At 43.8% G+C, this 19,211-nt stretch carries 18 protein-coding genes; 3 read left to right on the forward strand and 15 right to left on the reverse strand.

Annotated features, from left to right (window positions below; translation table 11 throughout):
• Nucleotides 1-296 precede the first annotated feature (296 nt).
• Nucleotides 297-2,294 (reverse strand): flavocytochrome c, encoded by a 1,998-nt coding sequence (locus BXO88_RS13860; protein ID WP_078038327.1) that lies wholly within the window; start codon nucleotides 2,292-2,294, stop codon nucleotides 297-299.
• A gap of 300 nt (nucleotides 2,295-2,594) precedes the next feature.
• On the opposite strand from BXO88_RS13860, the gene BXO88_RS13865 reads away from it, so the two are divergent.
• On the forward strand, nucleotides 2,595-4,154 hold the full coding sequence (locus BXO88_RS13865; protein WP_078038328.1) for a GGDEF domain-containing protein: 1,560 nt from the start codon (nucleotides 2,595-2,597) through the stop codon (nucleotides 4,152-4,154).
• An 11-nt stretch (nucleotides 4,155-4,165) separates the two neighbouring features.
• Here the strand turns inward: BXO88_RS13865 and BXO88_RS13870 are convergent, their stop codons facing one another.
• The 12 genes from BXO88_RS13870 to BXO88_RS13925 all read right to left on the reverse strand — a co-directional run bounded on the left by BXO88_RS13870 (nucleotide 4,166) and on the right by BXO88_RS13925 (nucleotide 14,130).
• Nucleotides 4,166-4,633, reverse strand: coding sequence for a hypothetical protein (locus BXO88_RS13870; RefSeq protein WP_078038329.1), 468 nt, complete (start codon nucleotides 4,631-4,633; stop codon nucleotides 4,166-4,168).
• Nucleotides 4,634-4,833: 200 nt separating this feature from the next.
• A complete protein-coding gene (locus BXO88_RS13875) occupies nucleotides 4,834-5,781 on the reverse strand; it encodes a flavodoxin family protein (RefSeq protein WP_078038330.1) in 948 nt (315 codons plus the stop codon).
• Nucleotides 5,782-5,870: 89 nt separating this feature from the next.
• Nucleotides 5,871-6,302 (reverse strand): hypothetical protein, encoded by a 432-nt coding sequence (locus tag BXO88_RS13880; protein WP_078038331.1) that lies wholly within the window; start codon nucleotides 6,300-6,302, stop codon nucleotides 5,871-5,873.
• A complete protein-coding gene (locus BXO88_RS13885) occupies nucleotides 6,271-7,602 on the reverse strand; it encodes an MFS transporter (RefSeq protein ID WP_078038332.1) in 1,332 nt (443 codons plus the stop codon). The genes BXO88_RS13880 and BXO88_RS13885 overlap by 32 nt, the downstream gene beginning before the upstream one ends.
• Before the next feature lie 101 nt (nucleotides 7,603-7,703).
• The gene (buk, locus tag BXO88_RS13890; RefSeq protein ID WP_078038333.1) at nucleotides 7,704-8,771 is read right to left on the reverse strand and encodes a butyrate kinase; all 1,068 of its coding nucleotides are present in this window, start codon (nucleotides 8,769-8,771) and stop codon (nucleotides 7,704-7,706) included.
• A 171-nt stretch (nucleotides 8,772-8,942) separates the two neighbouring features.
• Nucleotides 8,943-9,851, reverse strand: a complete 909-nt coding sequence (locus tag BXO88_RS13895; protein ID WP_078038334.1) for a phosphate acyltransferase — start codon at nucleotides 9,849-9,851, stop codon at nucleotides 8,943-8,945.
• Nucleotides 9,852-9,923: 72 nt separating this feature from the next.
• Nucleotides 9,924-10,472 carry a 2-oxoacid:acceptor oxidoreductase family protein gene (locus BXO88_RS13900; RefSeq protein WP_078038335.1) on the reverse strand — a complete coding sequence of 183 codons (549 nt, stop codon included), beginning with the start codon at nucleotides 10,470-10,472 and terminating at the stop codon, nucleotides 9,924-9,926.
• A 10-nt stretch (nucleotides 10,473-10,482) separates the two neighbouring features.
• A complete protein-coding gene (locus BXO88_RS13905; RefSeq protein ID WP_078038336.1) occupies nucleotides 10,483-11,226 on the reverse strand; it encodes a thiamine pyrophosphate-dependent enzyme in 744 nt (247 codons plus the stop codon).
• Between the two features lies 1 nt (nucleotide 11,227).
• Nucleotides 11,228-12,316, reverse strand: coding sequence for a 3-methyl-2-oxobutanoate dehydrogenase subunit VorB (gene vorB / locus BXO88_RS13910; protein ID WP_078038337.1), 1,089 nt, complete (start codon nucleotides 12,314-12,316; stop codon nucleotides 11,228-11,230).
• A 1-nt stretch (nucleotide 12,317) separates the two neighbouring features.
• On the reverse strand, nucleotides 12,318-12,533 hold the full coding sequence (locus BXO88_RS13915) for a 4Fe-4S dicluster domain-containing protein (protein ID WP_078038338.1): 216 nt from the start codon (nucleotides 12,531-12,533) through the stop codon (nucleotides 12,318-12,320).
• Nucleotides 12,534-12,573: 40 nt separating this feature from the next.
• On the reverse strand, nucleotides 12,574-13,275 hold the full coding sequence (locus tag BXO88_RS13920) for a nucleotide-binding protein (RefSeq protein WP_078038339.1): 702 nt from the start codon (nucleotides 13,273-13,275) through the stop codon (nucleotides 12,574-12,576).
• Nucleotides 13,276-13,278: 3 nt separating this feature from the next.
• Complete coding sequence (locus BXO88_RS13925; protein WP_078038340.1) at nucleotides 13,279-14,130, reverse strand: acetyl-CoA hydrolase; 852 nt, start codon at nucleotides 14,128-14,130, stop codon at nucleotides 13,279-13,281.
• Between the two features lie 383 nt (nucleotides 14,131-14,513).
• On the opposite strand from BXO88_RS13925, the gene BXO88_RS13930 reads away from it, so the two are divergent.
• Together BXO88_RS13930 and BXO88_RS13935 are read left to right on the forward strand one after the other, a co-directional pair.
• Nucleotides 14,514-15,887 carry an LVIVD repeat-containing protein gene (locus tag BXO88_RS13930; protein WP_078038341.1) on the forward strand — a complete coding sequence of 458 codons (1,374 nt, stop codon included), beginning with the start codon at nucleotides 14,514-14,516 and terminating at the stop codon, nucleotides 15,885-15,887.
• A 166-nt stretch (nucleotides 15,888-16,053) separates the two neighbouring features.
• Nucleotides 16,054-16,932 carry a LysR family transcriptional regulator gene (locus tag BXO88_RS13935; RefSeq protein ID WP_078038342.1) on the forward strand — a complete coding sequence of 293 codons (879 nt, stop codon included), beginning with the start codon at nucleotides 16,054-16,056 and terminating at the stop codon, nucleotides 16,930-16,932.
• A gap of 523 nt (nucleotides 16,933-17,455) precedes the next feature.
• Here the strand turns inward: BXO88_RS13935 and BXO88_RS13940 are convergent.
• Together BXO88_RS13940 and BXO88_RS13945 are read right to left on the reverse strand one after the other, a co-directional pair.
• Entirely contained in the window at nucleotides 17,456-18,595 is a 1,140-nt protein-coding gene (locus tag BXO88_RS13940; RefSeq protein ID WP_139355603.1) for a GTPase family protein, read from the reverse strand.
• Nucleotides 18,596-18,717: 122 nt separating this feature from the next.
• Nucleotides 18,718-19,211: helix-turn-helix transcriptional regulator (locus BXO88_RS13945; RefSeq protein WP_139355604.1), on the reverse strand; the 494-nt coding region annotated here is incomplete at its 5' end.

Raw genomic sequence — 19,211 nt, forward strand, 5'->3', positions numbered from 1 at the left:
AATAAAAGAGAGTTAGCAACATCTAACTCTCTTTTATTAACTAATACTGCCTATTTATTTTTTTTATTCCGGCATCAGATTCTTGCCGCTTTTATACTTGGAAACTCCAGAATATCCATCGTAGACAATCTTATGGAAAATGCCATAGAATCCATCAATATGAAACCGGTGGCCGCCCATCTATTATTTACCAGTTGAAATGAAGTCATGAGGCAATCACGGGGACGGAAAAGAGCCGCCACACTATTGTGTGAACGGCTCCCGGTATTATGATTATGACATCTACGGTCAAAACATTATCCAATGTATGCTACTGCACTATCGCCTGCGATTCTTCCGAATACGATGATATCAGCTACTGCATTTCCACCGAGACGGTTAGCACCGTGAACACCTCCGGTAACCTCACCTGCTGCAAACAGACCAGGGATAACATTACCCTCAGTATTGATAACTTCTGCAGAAGTATCGATCTTAAGACCACCCATTGTGTGATGGATTCCCGGAGAAACCTTGATAGCATAGAAAGGAGCCGTTGTAAGATCATTATCACTTGAGAATGATGTACGTCCAAACTCGGCATCCTTCTTGTCAGCCCAGATCTTAGCCCATCCGTCCATGGTCTCCTTAAATGCATCTGCTGGAACGCCCATAGCCTCTGCAAGCTCTTCGTATGTTTCGCCCTTTACTGCATAGCCGGAATTGTAATATCCTGTGTAAACTGATGAAGCATCCATCATCTTCTGATCAAGAATGATCCATGCACATCCATCTGTCTGTGCGATTTCAGCTGCGGAAACCTTATCTCTTGTAGATACTTCGTCATAGAATCTCTTTCCTTCCATATTGACAAGGATAGCACCGTCTCCACGGATACCCTCTGTGATAAGGTGAGCGTTACCATCAGCATCAACAGTCACTGTAGGATGAATCTGAATCTGCTCCATATCAACTGTGTCAGCCTTAACATCATCAGCTGTCGCCATATCGATACCCTGTCCAAGAGAACCTGCGGCATTGGTTGTAACAAAGCCCTCAAGATCCGGATTGTACTTAACAACTCTATCAAGATCAGCACCGAAACCACCTGTAGCAAGAATTACTGCCTTTGCGTTAACAGTAACAGTATTACCTGTCTCACCCTCGGCAACTACACCTACAGCCTTGCCATCTTCCATGATGATCTTGTTTGCTGTTGTATTATAGTAAACATCGATATTGTCCTTGTCCTCTACGTTCTTTGTAAGGATAGGCACGAGGTAAGAACCAACTGCAGTTGTCTTTCCCTCAGCATTGACAGGTCTGTGTATACGCTTTACAGATGCACCGCCGAAAGCACCAACTGATGGAAGATCAGCGTTATGATCCTTCAGCCAGTCAACTGCGCCTGAGGTATTCTCACAAAGTGTCTTAACAAGGCTAAAATCATTTATTCCCTTACCACCGATCATTGTATCAAGCTCAAAAAGCTCTACAGAATCAAAGTAACCTTCAGGCTTTGCCTGATACTCATCCCACTGCTTCTGAACTGTAGCAGCAAGCTCTGTGATAACTTCATTGTCAGCCCATGACTCCTTGGCAGTATTAAGTGTCTTGTTTACACCGTCAGCCTCACCGAACTCATTTTCATCCTGTGTTGCTGTCTTGGCTGCGTTAAGTCCGCCGGTTGAACGAACTGTGTTTCCTCCGCCCATTGACTGTGACTCGAGAATAACAACATTCTTTCCTGCCTCAGCTGCTGTGATAGCGGCTGTCATTCCGGCACCACCCATACCAACAACTACTACATCAGCTTCAACAGACATATCTTCCTGAGGTGCTGCTGCGGCTGCCTCTACTGATTCAAGATCTTCGGGCTTAAGTCCAGCCTCTGCAAGTGCAGCTGTAGCTGCTTCTACAATAGCTTTTGATGTAATTGTTGCTCCTGAAATCGCATCAACCTGAATTGTATTTCTCTCGATCATCTCCTCAGGAAATGACTCGATTGCCTTGGATCCGATACCATCTGTTTCGCCGGGGCCTTCAATCTTGACATCTGCAATCTTTCCATCCTTAAGTGTGATGGCAACCTTAACCGGATTGCTCTCTCCACCCTGTCCAACTGCAGTACCTTCATAAGTACCATCAGCTCCTGATTCAACCTTTGCTGCCTCTGTAGATGCCTCCGTTGCTGCAGCTGTTGTTGCCGCTGCTGTCTCTGCCGGCTTTGATCCGCATCCTGCAAGAGCCGAAGCGGTCATTGCACTTGCAAGAACTACCGCTGTTGCTGACTTTCCAATATTTCTCTTTTTCATAATATTGTTACCTCTTTCTTGATAATAACAACATTTCAAATGAATTGTTATTATTTAGTCAATGTTTCCAATCCATACTAGCACCTGAATATGCTACATACAATGCAATTTTATTTTCTTTACTTACAAAAGGTCTTATGGCAAATCTCCGGCCTGATTTCCCATTGATAAAACTCATATTTACTGTCGATATAAATCTAAATAGCGTGAACCGGATCCGGTAGCTTAAATCTTCCCAGCTTTATCCGGTTCTTAATACCACTTATAAAAAATTCATGAACCACAGATCGAAGGAGCGAGATGAAACGCAAGACCGACAGTTTAAATTTCAAACTGCTGATCGTATTTCTGCTGATCACTGTTATCGCAGTTTGTACGAGCGGTTATATAACATACAGGCAGGAGTACAGCCGATACCTGAAGAACTGTCAGGATCAGATACAGGCTGTCTCCGGCTTCTTATGCATGCTTGTAGAAGATGACTCCGACGAATTTCCGTTTTTCAAAGATTATCTCATAGCTCACAGAGATGAGCTTTATCTTCCCATCGACTTCGGCACCGACTGTTCAGACGCCGAATACTATTTCCACACTCTCATGGATAAAAAATTTCCGGATCAGGAATTCGGAAAGGATTACAGCTATGAGGATTTCGACAAAGAAACCAGTGAAGCCTGCGCCATATATAACTATCTCTATTGGACTGATATATTCTGGAAAGCTGAGAAAACTCTGAACGTTCCATACACCATGCTCCTGATACCTAAAGGCGACGGATCTGATGAAGTGTATTACATTATAGACTCCGACAGGAGACCTTATGCTGATGATCCATCGCGCATGCGGATCTGCGATCTTATAGACATGCCACGGGAAGGACATAAAAAGTTCTGGAAAACCTGGGAAACCGGTGAGCAACAAAGCGGCTTTGATGAATCAGATAATTATTACGGGCGAACATATGCCTTCTACACCCCGTTTTACATGAATGGAGAGCTGGTTGGTATAGTCGGTGCAGAGACATTTACAGAAACGATCAACAAAGAGCTTCTGAAAAATGCTCTCGTGGAAATGGCCATGATCGCAGTGATAGTATTTATAGCCATGGATATTCTGCTCATATTCATTAATGAGATCTGTCTGAAAAAGCTGTCACAGCTGCAGGCTGATGTTCAAAAATATACCGACAACAAAGATCCTGCCGTTGCAGACATTATCATAGATAATGCTAAAGGCAGGAACGAAGTCACCTCTCTGGCAATGCAGATAGCCTCCATGATGAAAAGCATACATGAGTACACCACTACTCTTAATCTGACCATCCAGGAGCTGAAGACTGCTCAGGCCAAAAATGCAGAACTCAGTATTCAGGCGGACCGTGATACTCTGACCGGAATCCGCAACAGAAATGCTTACGAAAAAGAAGTGCAGCTCATAGAGCTGCACATGGAAGACGATGATGGCGGCAAATTCGGAATCGCCATGATCGATCTGAATTATCTGAAAAAGATAAATGACACTTACGGGCACGAAAAGGGCAATATCGCCATAAAAAAACTGTGCCGGCTGGTATGCGTGACTTTCGCACATTCTCCTGTTTTCAGAATAGGCGGTGACGAATTCGTAGTCATCCTGGAAAACAGTGACTATGATGAGGCAGAAGCTCTGATCGAAAAGTTCAGGAATACCATAAGTGAACTTTCATCCGATGAAACCCTGGAGCCTTGGGAGCGTGTTTCTGCTGCTGTAGGCTGGACCTTGTTTGACCCGTACAATGACAGCACTGTGGAAAATGTTTTCAAACGGGCTGACAGTCTGATGTACGAGAACAAGAAGTCCATGAAGGCAGAAAGGAATTAAAGCGTTTCATGCTATACGGCACAGACCTTCCCTGCGGCTCCCTGAGCTATGGGAATGAAAATCATCGCGATAACAAAGCAAAGGATATACATGGGTATGAATGTACCTAAAAACGCGAACAAAAATGCCGGGAAAGGTGCTCCTGCAAAGATCTGAACATTGGCAAAATTCATGATGAGTCCGATAATGATAACGAATATCAGGACTACTGGAACATTGCCAAGAACCCTGCCCGGAACACTTTCTGCATTCACCCTGAATAATTTGGGGGAATTCATGGCTATGAGGGGAATAGGTACTACCGCATTTACGATGCATGCAAATACAAATCCAAGCAGGATATTGACAAACAGGGCCGGGGTCAGCAATTTATCAGAATTGCCGGAAAAGATCATACCTCCTACTGACATGGCTGTTGCCAGAGGAATATTCATTACCAGATTAAAAACTATAAAAAATTTCAGGCTTGGTTTTTCCATTTCTTTTTCTCCTTTACATATGACAGTTACCGGCTGTTCTACCTCAAAGAGAACCCGGGACAGCCAGATACGTTGCCCAGGGTTTCATTTTTTATGATGGGATCGATTCAGTACTTAGCTGATTAATGCTTTTAACCATAACTAATCAGCAGGGATTTTTACCTGAAAACCCATGAAAGCACCGATATATAAACTGGTCTTTAATTATTTGCTTTTGAAGGTGATGGTGTCGGTGCACAGACTGCTGTGTAGTGCTCCTTACGTGCCTTGAATTCAGGATCCTTGAAGAGATTCATGAGTCTTCCTTCGTTTCTGAATATATCATCCCCGTGTAACTTCTTACCGGACATGGTATCATGAGCCTTGTGCTCGTCCTCCGGAGCAAACCTGAACTTGAAAGCTCCGTCCTTTACCTCAAGTGTTCCCTCAAGTCCGCAAAGCTCGCATACGCACTTGGTTGTACCCGGATGGATATAGAAATTGTTTCCGTTGCAATGAGGGCAGGCACCGGGCTTTCCCATCCACTTTGCATTCTCCACATCCTTTGCAGCCTCGACAAGATTACGTCCGATCTGCTTCATTCTCTCGATCTTGTCATCCTGCATGATGACATCCTTTGACCATGAGAACCAGTCATTGTCTATAACTGTCCATGAAGGACTCATGGCGAGCATGGCATGGTCTGTCTCAACACGGCATGCCCAGTCTGAACCGCCGATACCAACGAATGATATTGCCTTTTTCTTTAAATACTTAGGGTCGAGGCCTGCCTTACCCTGCTCCTTGAGCTTTCCATCTGCCATGAAAAGCATTCCGAGATCATGTCCCGGACCCATACGGTCGCAGAGAACATGGAACAGTCCTGATCCACCTGATTCGTAAATCGGATCAACCACAAGAACACCGTCTGCCTCTGCCATCTTATCGAAAAGTGCAGCAAAATCATCCTTCTGTGAACAAATCATGCCCTTACCCATTACGAGACCGCGAGAGCAGGCAACACAGCCTGAACAGTACTTGATGTCCCAGTCGAACATATGGATAAACTCGATCTCCGCTCCCATTTCCTTTGCTGCTTCCAACGCAACTCTGCACATGGTGTCGTTATTTCCATTGCGGGTTCCGCAGGAAATTCCTAAAATCTTCATATAAAAATCCTCCTGAATTCAACTGACTGTACCTTTTTATTTGCCCCGATTCCCTTCCCATGACAAATACTTATATACAATCTGTTGTTTTAATTATTCTTATTTAATTTTTTACTTAGGTTCTCTATAACGAGGCTCGTAACGAGCCCCACTAAGTGAAGTGCGGGATAGGTCGAAAACCAGACAGCGATAAGCCTCTTTCCAATACCCGCATTTATCATGGCCATACAAAAACTCACTATGGTCACATATATGGCATTTACGATGAAATTTCGCGAAAGCATCTCACCAAAACTGCCCTTCTTCTGTCTGCATATGCCTTCCGAAAAGCCTGAACCTATGCTGCCCATAGGCAGGATGACAGCTGCCACGGTATTGATGGTAAATGCACAGCAGCATCCTCTTACAAAGCCAGACAGTGTATCACCTCCGGAAAGAATAGTGGCTGCCGTATTGATGGACAGAGCCATACAGACATTGACAAAAACATTAGCCCTGAAAAACTGCATCTTTTCGCTCATACATCAATCCTTTCACAGGTCTTCTGATCAGCAATGTGCAGACCGCTGCCATGGCGACTGCTGCCATCATGATCATAAAGATACTGAGGTAAGTTCCCTGAACATCGTAGAGTGTTCCCGCAAGAGTTCCTCCGAAGGATGCCACCAAAAGATTCAGGTTGATCATCGAAAAATTGACCGGATAATGCTCCACACCGTAAAAATCCATGATGAATGCTGAATTTGTTGGTGTGACGCCGCCATAAGCGAGACCGAAGAACACAAAGCCTGCCACAACAAGCATCAGATTCCCCATATTGATGGCAAAGATATTGATAAGGATCGAAATAAGATACAGCGCACAGTTCAAAGACATGGTCTTTTTCTGCCCTATCCTGTCGTAAAGCCCACCGAACACCACTCTTCCGATTCCGTTAAAAACAGAGATGAGCCCAACGATGGTTGCTATGCTGCCGGCACCTAGTGATGGTGCGATCTCTATGACGATTCCTCCTGCCTGAGCTATAAGGGCAAGAGCCGCAGCGCTTAGAAATACCGCATAGAAGAAGAACAGCCAGAAAGACGGCGTTTTTATCATTTCCTGTGTGGTGAAGTCATCATTGTCACCTCTATGCGCCACGGGGGTGCCGTGTTCAGCAGAACCTGCAGCCGCACCATTTGCCTGACCTGATGATATACTTTCAGCCTTTTTTGCTATGACTTTCGGTTCACTGCCCGGCAATTTCTTCGTCTCATCTTCGTAAGGTTTCCTTACTATAAAAGCACCTATGAAGATAACTGCGAACACTATGATTCCGAGGACCTTGTATTCAGCTCTCCAGCTGTACATGGCGAGCATAAAGGCATAAATCTTTCCTATGATAAAGGCTCCTATACCGAAGCCCATAAGAAGTATTCCTGAAATGAGTCCCTTCCTGTCCGGAAACCATTTTGTGACACTCGACATGACGGTGTTATATGAGAGTCCGGCGCCGAGACCCGCGCATACTCCAAATCCAAGGTACAGCATTCCGAGAGAATGCATGTAACTGACGATCTCAAAGCCTGAAAAAAGGAGCAGGGCTGATGCTGTCAGAATATATCTTTCATTGAATTTCTTTGAAAGCAGTCCCGCAGCAAGTCCGCCTAAACAGAAAAAGCTCATGGCGAGAGTAAAGGTAAGGGAAAGACTTCCCTTACTCCATTCCGGATAGTCTGCGGCGATTGGTCCGGAGAGAACGCTCCATGCATAGATCAGGCCTGCGAAAACGAGTATTATCACTCCTGAAATTGCATAGATCCATCTGTAGTTTTTATTCATTTCTTTCCTCCTCCGGACAATTCTTTTTCTCAGTTCCTTCACCGCAAAACCACTGCTCAGTACCGGTCTTTTTTAGAGCGGTACACTGCACACCTTTTACCTCACTCATAAATACGTGCTGTTTCCTCTCCACGGATCACACGGAGTACGCCTTCCGCAAGAGCCTTCATCTCGTTCTCTCCCGGAATTACCTCAACAGGACCGACGAATCCTACATGCTTCTTAATTGAAGTCACGAATCTGTCTGAATAAGCAAGACCACCTGTAAGGACGATGTAGTCAACCTTTCCGTCAACAGAAGGAGCGATGCGTGCGATGGTCTTTGCAGTGTTAAGAGCCATGGCTTCAAAAAGAAGCGCAGCCTCTTCATTCCCCTCATTGACCATTTTTTCTACTTCTCTCATGTCCGCTGTTCCGAGATAGGAAATGATTCCTCCCTTTCTCTGGAGCTGCTTCATGAGCTCCTCCTTTGTGTACTTTCCGCTGTAACACATATCAACAAGTGCGTAGGTAGGAAGTCCGCCTGCACGTTCAGGTGCAAATGTTCCCACCTCATCATTGAAAAAGTCTATGATCCTGCCCTGTGAATGAAGGTTCACTGTGATTCCGCCGCCTAAGTGGGCAACGATGATATTGACCTTCTTATAATCGATACCCTTGTCGCTGCAGAGCTTCAGTGCTGCTGCACGGGTGTTGAGATTGTGTCCCTTTGCAGGAATTCTGATACCCTTAAGTCCGGTCACTTTATTCACTTCCGTCATTTCATCAACTGTGATGGCATCATAGATATATGCTTTCACTCCGATGCTTTCGGCAATGCTGAATGCGATGCCTGCACCAAGATTACTTGCGTGCTGGTCAACAGGATGATAATGCAGCGTGTCCACCATCTTTTCATTGACCTCATAGGCACCGGTCTTCACAGGCGGCAATGCTCCGCCCCTTCCGACAACTGCCCCAAAGGAATCGATCTTGTCACCGTGCTTCACAAGACATGCCATGATCAGATCCTTTCTCATTTCAAGCTGGTCATAGATGGTCGCATAAGCCTTCAGATCCTCAAGACTGTGGCTGATGCTCTCTGTCCACTGCTGCTCCTCTGCCTGATATACAGCTATTTTCGTTGATGTAGATCCGGGATTGATGACCAGAATCTTTTCGTTTAACATATTTCTTCTTCCTTTCTTCTAATCAGCTTACAAATCCGATTTGTACTGCCCTCGATTTATTGCCGATGGAGCCTCGTGACTTTAAGCATTTTAAAAAATCAGGGTTCTTTCTCTGTTCCGATATCAAACGAAAACGCCTGATTCATATTACCTTCTCTCCGCGTTTTTCATTTAAACAGCTGCCGCTGAAACAACGATCGAAAGATATTTCTCCTCGGAAGAAGAACCTCTTGAAACCATTACGATAGGGCACTTTGCGCCGACGATAAAGCCTGCCATCTTGCCTCCGCAGCTGATGGCATACATCTTGCCCATGATATTTCCGGCATGAATGTTAGGCGCTACCAGCACATCGGGATCACCTGCGATCTCAGACTTAAGTCCCTTGAAATCGGCTATATCCTTTCTCATGGCACAGTCATACTGTATAGGGCCTTCCACGATACAATTCTCTATCTCGCCTCTTCTGTTCATCTCCTGAAGCTCTGCAGCCTCCACAGATTCCGGCATCTTTGGATTCACCTTTTCAACACAGGTAAGAACCCCTACCTTCGGGCAGTCATAACCCATGGACACAAGAGTATCAACAGTGTTCTGAATTATCTGCTTCTTCTGATTGAGATCGGGATAAGTCACCATACCGCCGTCTACAGGAAGTATCAGCTTGTGATAGCTCGGGATCTGGAACATTGTAAAATGAGACATCAGTCTGCCTGTTCCCAGACCATACTCCTTATTGACCACTTCCTTCAGGATGATCTTTGTATCCACCTTACCCTTCATGAGAAAATCAGCCTTACCTTCGCCCACAAGCTTTACTGCTGTCTCGCAGGCTTTCTGAAGATCCTCTTCAGGTACATGGATAATGTTCTCCTTCGGGATGTCTTCCTTAAGTTCACTGAGAATTCCTGTGATGATCTTTTCATCACCCACAAGGATCGGCTCAACGATACCTTCTCTTCTGGCATGTACAACTGCTTCCAGTGTATGCTCATCGTTGGCACAGGCCACAGCCATGATCTTCTTCCTTGGCTCACCCTTCACCTTTGAAATCAATTCATCAAAATTATGAAATACCATTTGTTTTACCTTCTTATCTTCTGAAGCATCAGCCTGCTTTCATATGTGATACGGGCTGATGCCGTCTTCTTATTACTTTCTTGCTGCTCTTCCTATCTCCAGTCCCTTGTCAAAGGCAGCCTTGTTAAGAGGTAAAAGCTTTGGCTTGCTTCCAAGTTTGTGCTCAACTGTTCCCCAGACTATCTCCGGAGCCACGACCTCTGTATATCCCACATAGACGCCCAGCATGATGACATTAAGGACCTTTGCATTGCCCATCTCGAGAGCAAGCTCTGTAACAGGGGCAGAAATGATATCTATATCAGTTCTTTCGATCTTATCCTTTACGATGGAGCTGTTGATAAAAAGTCTTCCACCCGGCTTAAGAGTTCCCAGGAACTTATTTAATGAAGGACCGTTCATGACTATTAAGTCATCCATCACATCTCCAAGAGGGGCTCCTATCATTTCATCAGAGATGACAACGTAGCAGTTTGCAGTACCTCCGCGCTGCTCCGCACCGTATGACGGGAAAAATGTCACATTCTTATCAGTAGAATCACAGGTTGCGGAAGCAAGAAACTTTCCGAGGGTCATGACACCCTGTCCGCCGAATCCGGCTACACATAAATTTGTCTCCATATCTTCCTCCTTAACCTTTATCCCTTACTACTCCTAGGGGGTACTCTTTAAGCATGTTTTCCTCAAGGAAATCCAGTGCCTTAAGAGAATCCAGTCCCCAGTTGGTAGGACAGCTTGTAACTATCTCAACAAGTGAAAAACCTTTTCCTGCAAGCTGGTATTCAAAGGCTTTTCTGATGGCCTGCTTTGTCTTCATAACATTCTGAGGAGTATTGCAGCTGGTTCTTACGAGATACTGAGGCGCAGTGAGCTGGTTCAGGGTCTCGCAAACATGCATGGGATAACCGTGTTCTTCAGCTATTCTTCCTTTAGGCGCAGTTGATGCCTTCATACCGAAGAGTGTTGTAGGTGCCAGCTGTCCTCCTGTCATACCGTAGATACCGTTGTTAATGAATATGACCGTAAAGTTCTCGCCTCTGTTTGCTGCAGAGACTGTCTCTGCGAGTCCGATGGATGCCAGGTCTCCGTCACCCTGATAAGTGAAGTACAGTGTGTCGGGATTTGCTCTCTTCATTCCTGTGGCAACAGCGCAGGCTCTTCCGTGAGGTGAAGTGATGTTATCGTATGCCATGTAATCCATCTGAAGTCCGCAGCATCCTATTCCGAGAACCGCTGCTGTCCTGTCGATGATTCCCATCTCATCTATCACTTCACCGATAAGCTTCATTACTGTTGAATGCATACATCCGGGACAAAATCCTGAAACCTTGTCCTCCTGTATCGTCTTGGTTCTGCTATATAAACACTCTGCCATGTTACGCCTCCTGTCCTGCTATCTTCATTACCGCATCAATAACAGCTTCTCGTGACATGATGTTTCCGCCTGAGCATAAGCACTTCTCAACCGGACAACGACGTCTCACTACAGCCTCCACATCAGTTGCATACTGGGCCGGGATAGACATTTCAACATCAAGAATTGCCTTGACCTTTGAATAATCAAGCTTTTCAAAGGCTTCAACTGGGAACGGGTTCAATGTTATCGGACGGATAAGTCCTGCCTTTATTCCCTTCTTTCTGAGAAGCTCCACAGCTGACTTTGCGATACGGCCTGAAATTCCGTAGGCTGTAAGAACGATATCCGCATCGGATACCATATACTCCTCAACCATCACATCCTTTTTCTTCCATTCCTCATACATCGCAGCCGCTTCTTCGTTACATTCCTGCTGCTTCGATGTGAGCCAGTGTCCGGGCTCTATCCATGCACGGTTCTTATAGTCAAGCTCATGTCCTACACATGCCCACTTTCTCTTGCTCTCTCTGATTTCCTTTACCTTCTCCTCTGGCATCATATCAGGAAGCTCAACCGGCTCCATCATGGTGGCGATAACGCCATCTGCAAGGATATGAACAGGATTTCTGTCTCTGTCTGCAAGTTCAAATGCCTTAACCGTAAGGTCCACAGCCTCCTGAACTGTTGAAGGTGCCAGAACTATCATCTGGAAACCACCGTTGCCTGCTGCCTTTGTAGCCTCAAAATAATCCATCTGTGCAGGCTGGATGGAACCTACACCTGGGCCTCCTCTTGCAAAGTTTGTATACACAATCGGGATACGTGCTGCAGCACAGTATGAGATACCTTCGCTCTTAAGAGCGATTCCCGGGCTTGATGAAGAAGTCATGGATCTGACTCCGGTGGAAGCTGCTCCATAAACCATATTTATGGATGCCACTTCCGATTCTCCCTGTACGAACACACCACCCACCTCAGGAAGTCTTCTGGAAAAATACTCAGGAACTTCATTCTGAGGAGTTATGGGATAACCTGCAAAAAAACGACAGCCGGCTCTCACTGCAGCTTCCGCAACAGCCTCGCTGCCCTTCATAAATGTTCTAGCCATCTTAGTCCTCCTTATATATTTCGATAGCGCCGTCAGGACAGATCTTTCCGCATGTAAGACAACCTACGCAATCCTCTGTTCTGGCTGCAACCACATACTCGTAGCCCTTTGCATTGACCTTGGTTCCTATCTCCAGAACCTTCTTGGGACAGAACTTTATACAGTAGCCGCAGCTCTTACAGCGCTCTGCAACTACATTGATACTGAATTTCGCCATAATTTAACCTCTCAAAATCTTTCTCTTGGAAACCCTCATATCAGGCTTCTTTCAACCATTCATAGGTCAGAAACAGATGAAGCGGCATGATCTTATCTTTTGGAAGTTTTCCTTCCACCGATGAGGCAAGCTTCTCATTTGTACAGATCATCTCTATATCGCAGTGATCCTTAAGCATCTCTTTCATTTTCTGCACACCTTCAATCACTTCATCCTCTGTAGTTGTTAATCCTGAATTAGGATTATCAATAAAGCGAATATCCTTAAATGACAATCCGGAAACCGCCAGAATATCTGAGAGAAATCTGCCGATATGTTCGATGTCTCTGCAGAAAGGTCTGTAATAATTCAAAACATACATTACCAGCATCTTTGACCGATTTGCGGATGCCATGAACCCTCCGATTGCCCGGGCACCGATGTCGTCTCCTCCCACATCCATAACTACTATGCTATCGGGATCATTGAGAAACCTTCTGACTCCGCCGACCAAAGTGGGCGCATCATAGAACTGCTCTTCAAAATGAAATTCGATTCCCTTCAGTTCATCCGAATCAAGCAGATCCCTTGAACGAAACAAAGGCTTTGTCATGTCCATATCAAAAAGATGAACTGTCTTCTCTGTTTTATCCCTCAGAACCTTTGCAAGATTCAGTGATATCTCACTCTTTCCGCATCCGGCTCCTCCTATCAGCACGAAATTTGAACGCCCTTCTTTCAATGCTTCATCAATTAATTTCATTCTTTACCTCAATGTAATGTAGCCTCTGTACTGACTCAGATTATCGGAAGTGCATCTGTCACCGAGGAACATGGATGCAATGTTGTGCTGCGGCTTCAGGAACGGGAATGCATCCTGCTGCGCCCACTCCGGCTTCTTGAGATGTGTCTTTGCGAGATTTACGCAAAGCTCATACCATTCTTCCGGACCGTCGAACCACACTTCGCATACTCTGTCGAACTGCGCCTCGGGAGCTCCGTAATTCTTTATTACCCTGCTGCTGACAACACGATTTACGCGAACGCTTCCTGTGAGGAAAGGAACCACCTCTTCATGGAACCATCTTTCTCCCTCTTCCTTTGAGCATCCCTCAGGATACTGGATCAGGAACTGCCAGCGGTAATTAGGACCGTCCTCAAGGGTTCTTCCCTTTCCCTTGAAGTCCTCTTCCCAGTTCAAAGGAATAAAAGAGAAAATGAATGGCGGGAAATCTCCGCCTCCTGCGGCTCTTCCTGCATCTCCGGACTCTGAATTGTTATGAACAGTTGCACTGTCTACATCGGGAATACATCCCTGCCAGCGGAGAACGTCCATAGGCATATACTCACAGAAGATGTTGTTCGCCATCTCAGGCAGATGCTCGTTTACCATCCAGTAATGCTCAGTGAGCTGCATTTTTCTGGCTCCGAAACGTTCTCCCTCCTCAGGAGTCGGGTAAGCCTGATAGAATGCATACTTTGTCACATAGGGTGAGAACTTGCTGATGCTCTCCGGTACATGATGGTAGTAGAGCCAGTGCTCAAGCTTTGCCCTGTACTCCTCTTTTGCCAGTCCCACATATATAAGACTTCTCATCAGATTAAACTCATATGCCATAAAAACCTCCAATCAGTTTTATGAATGTTAATCAATTCACACAATCTTGCACTATGTTAGTCATTGCTAACCGCGTTTATTTGTGCATTTTCCACGAGCGATATGATAGCACCACCGGAGATTGCGAATAAATTATCAAAATTGAGTGGTTTTAATAACAAAATTGATATAGGTCTGTATGCAGCTTCCATAACAGATCTGTTATGGATAGCTCCTTCCCTTTGATAACAATTTTGTTATTGATTTTTGAAAACTTTAATATTGGACGTTTTAAGATTCCGGGACGTAATATTTGGACATGAATGTGAGCGTAAAGAATGAAACGATTCAAAATATGATTTTGAAATTTACGTTATATCTTTAAGAATCCTGAGGAGGAAAAAATGAGCGACAAGTTTTATGCGAAAAGTCCCGGTAACGAAGGTTACATTAAGAATATGGAAGTAGTTGCTTATCATGATGCTGATAATCACTATCTCTTCCAGTCACAGTTATATAAGACAAAGGATGGACGCTACTATCTCTATGGCGGATGCTTTTATGGCTACGGCGTAGAGATAATAGAGGTAACAGATCCAACACACCCAAGACATGTACAGTACATGCCCGTCATGGATCCTGAGATCTATCCATATATGTCTACACCTAAGATTCAGATAGCAGACGATCTAATGATAGTTTCAAACGGAAACTGCCTTGAATTCCTTCACGGTCCGGCACCTGAAAAATACACTCCGGCACCGGGAGGAGTACATATCTTTTCATTAAAGGAAGATCCCGAGCACCCGAAGAAGCTTTCCTTCTGGGCAACGGGTGACGAAGGAAATCCGGGAGCAGGTGTGCACAGATTCACCTACAACGGCGGAAAATATATGCATTTATCCGCTACAGCTGTTGGGTTCAAGGATTTCATTTACAGAATCGTAGACATTTCAGACCCGACAAATCCTCATGAAGTCGGACGCTGGTGGAACCCGGGGCAGTTCTTCGGAAATCAGACAAGGAAGACCAGAGAGAAGAACTGGGAAGGCTGGCAGGGTTATAACACATACCCGGGCTTTGTGCATTTCCCTTATGTTGACGGTGATACAGCTTATCTCAGCTGTGCCGGCGGCGGTTTCAAAATCCTTGATGTGTCCAATCCTGAATGGCCTCAGGTAATAGGTGAAGCAAAGATGACACCTCCTTTTGCAACCAAATTCGGCGGTGCCCTTTGTCATACCTTCATGCCTATCCTCGGAACAAAATACGCCATCGGAATGCAGGAGGGCGAACGTCAGTGGACCTACAACAAGGCAGACTTCGACAAGTTCGGTGTTCAGGCAATGTGCGGAATTGAGATGTTCGATATATCAAATCCTGAGGATCCTGTACTTATCTCTGTATTCCCGTATCCTGAGATACCTGAGAACTGGCCGTATAAGAACTTCAACGACCTGGGCTATGGCTATCCCACATCCTTCGGTCCTCACAATCTGCATGAGCCTATGACAGGAAAGCCATGGATCGAGAATAACCCGAACCGCGCCTACGACTGTTACTTCCATGCAGGATTACGTGTTTATGACATTTCAGATCCTTACGTTCCAAAGGAAATAGCTTATTTCATTCCTCCAAATCCTGAAAAGCTCTGCTTTGACGTAAAGATGCCGAACAAGCCTCTAGGAACAGCCGAAGATCTGGTAGTGGATGACAGAGGCTATATCTACCTGAACGCTATGCATGACGGCATTTACATTTTAAAATGCCTTGTATGATTTCCCCTTATTAATCCATTTTTTTCTTGCCAATATGATAAGTGCGTATCACCGGAGACGGCCTGATACGCACTTATTAAATCCTACTGACACACATATAAATACAATTTAATTTTTAATATTTTGCGTCTGCCTACGTGACAGACGCATTTTTTTGAGTACAATTATGTTTATTATGAATGATAAACAGATCGAATGCTTTTTGGAAACAGGAAAACACCTAAGCTTTACCAAGGCCGCACAGAACCTATATCTGCCTCAGCCCGCGGTAAGCCGCTATATATCCGCCCTTGAAGAAGAACTCGGGGTGGAGCTTTTCGTGCGGGAAAACAGCCGCAATATATCTCTTTCAGAAGCAGGTACAGTCTACTTCAATTTCTTCCAGAGGACCCATGCTGAACTGCATAATATACGTAAGATTCTTTCAGGTACCATCTCCGTCCTCCGCCTCGGTTACAATATAGGCTGGAATATGTCCTCATTTTTACCGGACGTTGTTGAATCCTGCAGAAAAGCGAATCCCGATTTTAAAATCTCATTTGAATGTCTCGGTTTCAGAGATCTGATTCAGGCCCTGGATGACAATCATCTCGATGCCATAATCACTACAGATGACTACGTTGAGGGAAAAACCGATTATGTCCGCAGGCGATTTACATCTATTCCGAGAATAGTTGTTTATTCCGAGCATCTTCCGGGATTTGAAAATATAAAATCGGCTGCAGATTTCAGGGACCACACTTTCTATATGATAGACGATCCAAAGGTCGGTGCCCTTTGTCAGGATATAGAGCTTCTGTTCCGTCCCCACAACTTCGTGCCCAGATTTACCGCTGTTCCGAATATAAATTCGGTCTTTGCCGCAATCGAAAATGGACTTGGCGTTGCGGTTCTGGATGGCTGGTATCAGGGAATCAGGCATCCGGGCATGCACTCTCTGGAGCTTAATGAAAATCTGGCTATTTCTCTGGCATGGCACAGAAACACCATCCATCCAATGATTGATGTTCTGTATGAGAACATCAAAAAGCACTACGCTCTATGATCAGGCAGTATTTGCACGAACAAAACAGCTCCGGACGATAAATTCCATAAACTGACTTAATAAATGTTATTTTTTATGGGATATCTACCTGTTTGGATTCTCGAACGCAAAATCTTAACAATAAAAAATCGGCTAAATATCCTGATACATGGCTCCTAGCCGGTTTGTTTATTATATAAAGATGATAGAGTGCATATTACATGATCATCGGTTTTCAGAGGGTTACCGGCAGATTTGGGGGCTGCCGGTATCGTAGAGTAGTATGAAAAAAACTTTTTTGGGGTATCAGATGTTCCTCATCTGATGGTCATCTAATATCACCCTATCATAATAAAAATAGAAGGAGTGCTACTAGCTCTCCTTCCATTGCTTCAATCTTGGTTTTTTGTTTGATCGTTTTAAAGACATGGCCGACAGATAGAAATATTATTTTGGTGAGATGATAACTTTCTCATGAAAAACGAAGTCATCTTACCTTGGTGACGGAGTTAAAAAGCACTCAATGTTAGAAATCATAGATGCATTAAAAAATGTCATCAAGTATTTGTTGAAAACATCCAACTACTCCACCAAGAAATCCTCCTACAAGTGCACCTGGAATACCTAATATGGTTTTCCCGATTTCAAAGCCAGTATCTACTCCATCTGTTATATAATCAAATGATTTATAAAATGAAGACTTTATTCTTTCGTTATAGTTTTCTTTATTATCATTACTTTTATATTTATTTGAATCTGTATTAATTCCCTCCATTACAGCTACTCGTTTTTCATTTGGTAATGAATTCATGATGTAATATAAAAGTTTTGAAAGATTATATGGTTTTACTTCATCGCCGGAATCTTCTTTATACCCTGCACAATAATATACAGGATCAACATCGATGCCGGAATCTGATTTAATTCTCTTTTTTATTGAGTTAACTTTTTCGTTTAAATAATTAATAAGTACATCATCCGGTTCATTCTTATCAAAATTCCAATGTCTCCCGGTTTTCATAGCAATATCAGCCTGATTAAGTGCTATCAATATCCTGTTAGTTTCATTATTAAGTTCTGGAATAATTATTTCATTTATGATTTTGTACGAGGTACCAAGATCTTTTGTTGAACCATCAAGAATGACAAGCACAAGATCTATAAGTGCTTCACCTTTATCATTTTTATCTCTGAGTAAGTCGGTAATTAATTCCTTATGATGTTTATCCAATTCCGTACCATCGCCGAAACCCGGAGTATCCCACAAAACCAGATTACCAATACGATATTTTTCAATATCTTTTGTTTCCGGATCGGCTTTACTTCCAACCTTGGCTACTTCAACTGTGACAGAACTGATTTTGGGATCCAAACCATCCTTTTGTTCATTGTCTTCAGCGGATTGTTTTGAATCTCCGCAAGAAAACAAGGCATTAATTGTTGAACTTTTCCCACATCCCGTGGCACCAACAAGCATAATATTTGTTTCTGTGTCACAAAACGTCCTAAGTCTTTTTAAAAGAATCTTTTTCTCATCATCAGTAGATTTGCTATTGATGATTTCATCCTCCAAAATGTCCCTTAGGTCATTCATATTGTCCTTGATTGTCCCTTTACCGGCTTCTGCTGCACCAAAAAGATTATCCAGACCCTTTCCTAAACCTCTAAAAGTGTTTGATTCCACTAATATGTCCTCCTAAATCCATACAATCAAATCAATTGTTACAGATTAATAATATATTTCTATGAGGACATATTCTGTCATGGATACTTAAAGACAAATATTTTTATAATAAGGTTTATAATTCAAATATAATTCTTGAGCGTAGCTTCTAAAGACCTTCTCATTTCAGCTCTCATGCTTTCAGGTTTAATTACCTCTATATGTTCACCTTGGCTTAGAAGCCACATGATTATACCTTTACCATATACTTCAGCATCAATCACACATTCGTGATCGTACCGCTCAACAACTCTTGCTGTAGGCAATCTGTCCAATATTGGTTCAGGATTATCTCCGAAATACTTCAAACTTATTCTTTGAAGATCCCCTGGATACATAAACTGTACTCTATTTCTGAATTCACCTTCTTCAAACCTATTAGCATATGGAACAGAAAATGTTTCCTTCAAAGGTGTGTAACCTTTAATTCTATCGATTCTAAAAACAGCCGGATAATCATATTTATGTTTATATTTACCAGATACATCTTTTTCAACAATGTATGCATTTAAATAAAAATAAGGCCTTTCGTCATTTATAGTGGGTAACCCCACCATTGCTAATTGATTAAATTTAA

It is taken from the genome of Oribacterium sp. C9 (assembly GCF_002007235.1).
In the GTDB taxonomy this organism is placed as follows: domain Bacteria; phylum Bacillota; class Clostridia; order Lachnospirales; family Lachnospiraceae; genus Oribacterium.